At 58.3% G+C, this 4433-nt stretch carries 6 protein-coding genes; all 6 read right to left on the reverse strand.

Annotated elements, in window-relative coordinates; all coding sequences use genetic code 11:
• On the reverse strand, positions 1 to 650 hold a 650-nt coding region (locus tag R6T97_RS14140; protein WP_410349939.1), incomplete at its 3' end, for an FAD-binding protein.
• A 151-nt stretch (positions 651 to 801) separates the two neighbouring features.
• Entirely contained in the window at positions 802 to 1089 is a 288-nt protein-coding gene (locus R6T97_RS14145; RefSeq protein ID WP_410349940.1) for a UDP-N-acetylmuramate--alanine ligase, read from the reverse strand.
• Between the two features lies 1 nt (position 1090).
• Entirely contained in the window at positions 1091 to 1342 is a 252-nt protein-coding gene (locus R6T97_RS14150) for a DUF2484 family protein (protein WP_410349941.1), read from the reverse strand.
• A complete protein-coding gene (gene murC, locus R6T97_RS14155; protein ID WP_410349942.1) occupies positions 1339 to 2736 on the reverse strand; it encodes a UDP-N-acetylmuramate--L-alanine ligase in 1398 nt (465 codons plus the stop codon). The genes R6T97_RS14150 and murC overlap by 4 nt, the downstream gene beginning before the upstream one ends.
• Before the next feature lie 17 nt (positions 2737 to 2753).
• Complete coding sequence (locus R6T97_RS14160) at positions 2754 to 3851, reverse strand: UDP-N-acetylglucosamine--N-acetylmuramyl-(pentapeptide) pyrophosphoryl-undecaprenol N-acetylglucosamine transferase (RefSeq protein WP_410349943.1); 1098 nt, start codon at positions 3849 to 3851, stop codon at positions 2754 to 2756.
• The coding region (locus R6T97_RS14165; RefSeq protein WP_410349944.1) for an FtsW/RodA/SpoVE family cell cycle protein at positions 3848 to 4433 on the reverse strand (586 nt) is incomplete at its 5' end. The genes R6T97_RS14165 and R6T97_RS14160, both read right to left, overlap by 4 nt.

Here is a 4433-nt window from a genome sequence, read left to right on the forward strand (position 1 = left end):
GAAAAAGTGTTTAATATACCAACAATCGCCTTCAAGGAACCGAATTTAGATTTGATGGAAACGATTATTGATGATGACAAAATTGGCTCCGCATGGGGCGGCGTCATCGTGGCGGAAACGATCACCGCGCCATCGGGCAAGCTGCTGTGACGGTAGGCAAGTTGCAGCGCATCGGCGGTCATCTCTGTCACGGTGCCGTCGCGAGACACAACGGTCACGGCCTTCAGAACATCCGCCATATAGGTGCCATAGCAGCCCGCATTCATGCGCACTGCCCCGCCAATCGTGCCCGGTATGGTGCGCAGAAATGTGAGGTCATAGCCCGCGTCCGCGGCCTTGCGTGCGACACGGGCGTCCAAGGCGGCAGCACCTGCGGTAATGTCGTTTTCACCAATCTCGATCCCGTTGAAGCCACGCCCCAAGCGGATCACGACACCGCTGATCCCGCCATCGCGGACAATCAGGTTGCTACCCACGCCCATCGGGAAAACTGGAATTGTCGGGTCGATTGCTGCAAGAAAATCGGACATATCTTGCGCGTCGGCCGGCTGAAACAGCACTTCCGCGGGACCACCGACACGCAACCAAGTCAGATCAGCGAGGGGCCGGTGCGGTGTCAATGTGCCACGCACGGGGGGAAGTGTGTTCATGTTTTACCTTACCGCTTCTTGTCCAGCCAAAGCAGCCGCAACTCAACCGACCCATTCTGCTTTAGCCTTCATCCCTGTCGGGTCGATAGCATCCGCTGGCGGTGTACATTCTCAAGAACAGAATGCCAAATCAACGCCAGACCGTAGTGGCCTAGACCCGCCGGTCGTCTTGTCTGCGCAATAGCCAGCCCAGCAACGCCCCTGCCGTTGCGCCCAAAAGCGCAGGCACGCAGCCGATCATCGCGACAGCCATTGCGAACACAGGTTCGATCCCGAAGGGCCGCCCGCTTGCGTAGATGAATATTGCAAGTGTCCCGCCGATCGCAGAGACAATCGCCAAGGTCAGTCCGCTTTGTCCGCCTCGCATCAGTTTTGTCAGCAAAGCGAAAGGCACAACCGCAGATATCAGCATGATGCCAAGTATCAAGATCTCTGCCATGTCACTTGCCTCCGAAACTTTGCCTGAACCTGCGCCACAGGAAATAGACCGGCCACCGCAACACAAGCCCCCCGACGATAAGAGCCAGCACGCCCATCAAAAACCCATCGCGCCAGGTGATCCAGAACAACATCGGCATACCGACTGCTATCAACACATACGCGCGCCGCCAGTGGTTATCATTGGAAGGAAAGGCCGCCATGACAAATGCCAGAACAACCCAGAGGCCGATGAGGATCAGCGGGTCGATCACGTTTTTAGTCGGTCAGGCAGCGCATTGGCCCAAGCGCTGATTGTGCCAGCCCCGAGACAGACAACCATATCGCCCGGATTGGCCTGTTCGCGCACAAGACGTTCCAGATCTTCTTCCGACTCGACAGTCCGCGCATGGCGATGCCCGTGCCGGATCAATCCGGCAACCAGATCACGATGGCTTGCGCCTTCGATCGGGTCCTCGCCTGCGGCAAAAACTTCAGCAATGCCCACCACGTCGGCGTCATTGAAGCAGGCGCAAAATTCATCGAAGTGATGTGAAAGGCGGGTGAACCGGTGTGGCTGGTGGACCGCAATAACGCGACCTTCTGTCGCCTGACGGGCGGCTTTCAGCACCGCTGCAATCTCGACGGGGTGGTGGCCGTAATCGTCGATGATGGTGACACCGTTTGCTTCACCGACTTTAGTAAAGCGGCGGTTGACCCCCTTGAAGCCTTTGAGCGCCGCACGGATTTCGTCCTTTTTCATGCCAAGGTGCCGCGCAACAGCAACGGCAGATAACGCGTTGGACACGTTATGGTCCCCCGGCATCGGAAGTTCGCATCCTTCGATCAACGCACCTTCGGCTTGCAATGCGATGTCGAAATGCGCGATACCTGCCTGATACGAAAGGTTGATGGCCCGAATATCCGCCTGCGCATTGAAACCATAGGTGACGACGCGCCGGTCGGTGATTTTGCCCACCAGCGATTGCACATCAGGATCATCGGTGCAGCAGACAGCGATACCGTAAAACGGAATATTCGACACGAAGTCGTAAAAGCCCTGATGCAGCGCCTCTTCTGTACCCCAATGCTCCATATGCTCGGGGTCGATGTTCGTCACAATGGCAATGGTCGCGGGCAGCCGGTTGAAGGTGCCATCGCTCTCATCGGCCTCGACGACCATCCATTCACCCTGCCCCATACGCGCGTTCGAGCCATAGGCATGGATGATACCCCCGTTGATCACAGTCGGATCAATCCCGCCTTCATCCAGAAGGGCGGCAACCATCGTGGTCGTGGTCGTCTTGCCGTGGGTGCCTGCAACAGCCACATTCGACTTCAGGCGCATCAATTCGGCCAGCATCTCGGCGCGGCGCACGACCGGCAGGCCCTTGGCGCGCGCTTCATCCAGTTCGGGATTACCGGGTTTGATCGCCGACGAAATGACGACCACTTCGGCACCTTCAAGATTTTCGGCGCGCTGGCCCTCGTAAATGATCGCGCCCAGCGATTTCAGGCGATCCGTGATCTTGGATGTCTTCAGATCGGACCCCTGCACGGTATAGCCGTGGTTCAGCAGGACTTCGGCAATACCGGACATGCCAATGCCGCCGATGCCAACAAAATGGATCGGTCCCACATCGAGGGGCAGTTTCGTTGCTGCGTTCATTCTTAAGTCCCCATCCATCATGTCTTGCCCGCCTCTGCCAGATTTTCAACCAATTGCACAAGACGCTCCGTCGCGTCCGGCACACCGCAGGCCAAGGCCGCATGTGCCATTTTCATCATTCCCTGCTCGTCTGACAACAATTCCACCAGCTTGGCAGTCAGGAGAGCCACTTCAAAATCAGCCTCGGTAATCAGTATCGCGGCGCCGGCCTCGACCAATTGCCGTGCGTTCGCCGTCTGCTCATCGCGGATCGCGCCTGCATAGGGCACCCAGATCGCGGGGCGACCGATAACACTGACATCCGCAACCGTCGAAGCACCGGAGCGGGAAATGACCAACTGCGCGTCGGCCATGCGGCGCGGCACATCTTCGAAGAAAGTCTGCACCTCGGCCGAAATCAATTCGTTGTCGTAGTAATCCCTGACTCGCTCAAGATCCTCGGGCCGCGCCTGATGGCTGACCCGAATGTTGCGACGGATCGCTTGGGGCAAAGCTGAAATCGCTGGCGGCACTACGTCAGACATCACCCGTGCGCCTTGCGACCCGCCCATGACAAGGATCGACATCGGGTAATCACCGGGCGGAATGTAGGGAGAGCCCGCATGTTCCAGAATGGCCGCGCGCACAGGGTTGCCGGTATGGACGCCTTCTATCTTGCCGGGCAATACGGTGGGCCATGTGCCACAGGCAATGCGGTCGACACGTTTGGCGAAAAGCTGATTGACCCGCCCCAAAACACCATTCTGTTCATGGATCATGCGCGGAATGCGCAAAACCCAAGCTGCCGACATTGCAGGGATCGCAGGATAGCCGCCAAAGCCCACCACAACTGCCGGGCGATCGCGCAACATGCGCCATTTCGCGGCAGCGATACCGCCCAAGATGCGAAAGGGCACCAAAAGTTTCTGCAAGACGCCGCCGCGTGCGAAAGTCGCACTTCCAACGACATTTACCTCGACCGCATCAGGAAAACCGCCTGTATAGCGGGCGCCGCGCGCGTCGGTCGAAAGCTTGACCCGCCAACCCTTCGCCAGCATTGCCTCGGCCAAGGCTTGTGCGGGAAACATGTGGCCACCGGTACCACCGGCGGCGATAACCAAAAGCGGCGCTGTCATCGGTTGGCCCGGCGCAAGAGGATATCCCCCATCGCACCCTGCGGCCTGCTGCGCGTAAGGGCCAAAAGCATACCAACGGCGATGCCGCCCGCAATCAGGGACGATCCGCCATAGGATACGAACGGCAGGGTCATCCCCTTTGCAGGCAACAGCCGCACGGCAACGCCCATGTTGATCATGGCCTGCACCCCGAAGATGCAGACAAGACCTGTCCCGGCAAGACGAATGAACACATCGCGTTCCTTCATCAACCGCAGCAAGGACCGCACGACGATCACCGTGTAAAGCGCGATGATCACCAGAACACAAATCAGCCCGTATTCCTCGGCTGCGACAGCGATGATGAAATCGGTATGGGCGTCGGGCAGCGACCATTTGACCTGTCCTTCGCCTATGCCAACACCGAAAAAACCGCCTTCGCGGATTGCATTGGTCGCGTAGCCAAGCTGGGTGTTGGGATCAAGATCGGGGGACAGAAACCCATCAATACGACGGGCAAAGTGTTCCGAGTTTGCATAGGCGATCGTGCCACCAAAAACGACCAGCCCTGCCAGAATGATCAGCAAGATCATCGGCGCACCG

Origin of the sequence: Yoonia sp., from assembly GCF_046498525.1 — a bacterium.
GTDB lineage: Bacteria > Pseudomonadota > Alphaproteobacteria > Rhodobacterales > Rhodobacteraceae > Yoonia.

Bases quoted from the DNA above. Each gene is read 5' to 3' on its own strand.
- R6T97_RS14145 (WP_410349940.1), bottom strand. From the start codon at position 1,089: ATGGCAGAGATCTTGATACTTGGCATCATGCTGATATCTGCGGTTGTG.
- murC (WP_410349942.1), bottom strand. From the start codon at position 2,736: ATGAACGCAGCAACGAAACTGCCCCTCGATGTGGGACCGATCCATTTT.
- R6T97_RS14160 (WP_410349943.1), bottom strand. From the start codon at position 3,851: ATGACAGCGCCGCTTTTGGTTATCGCCGCCGGTGGTACCGGTGGCCAC.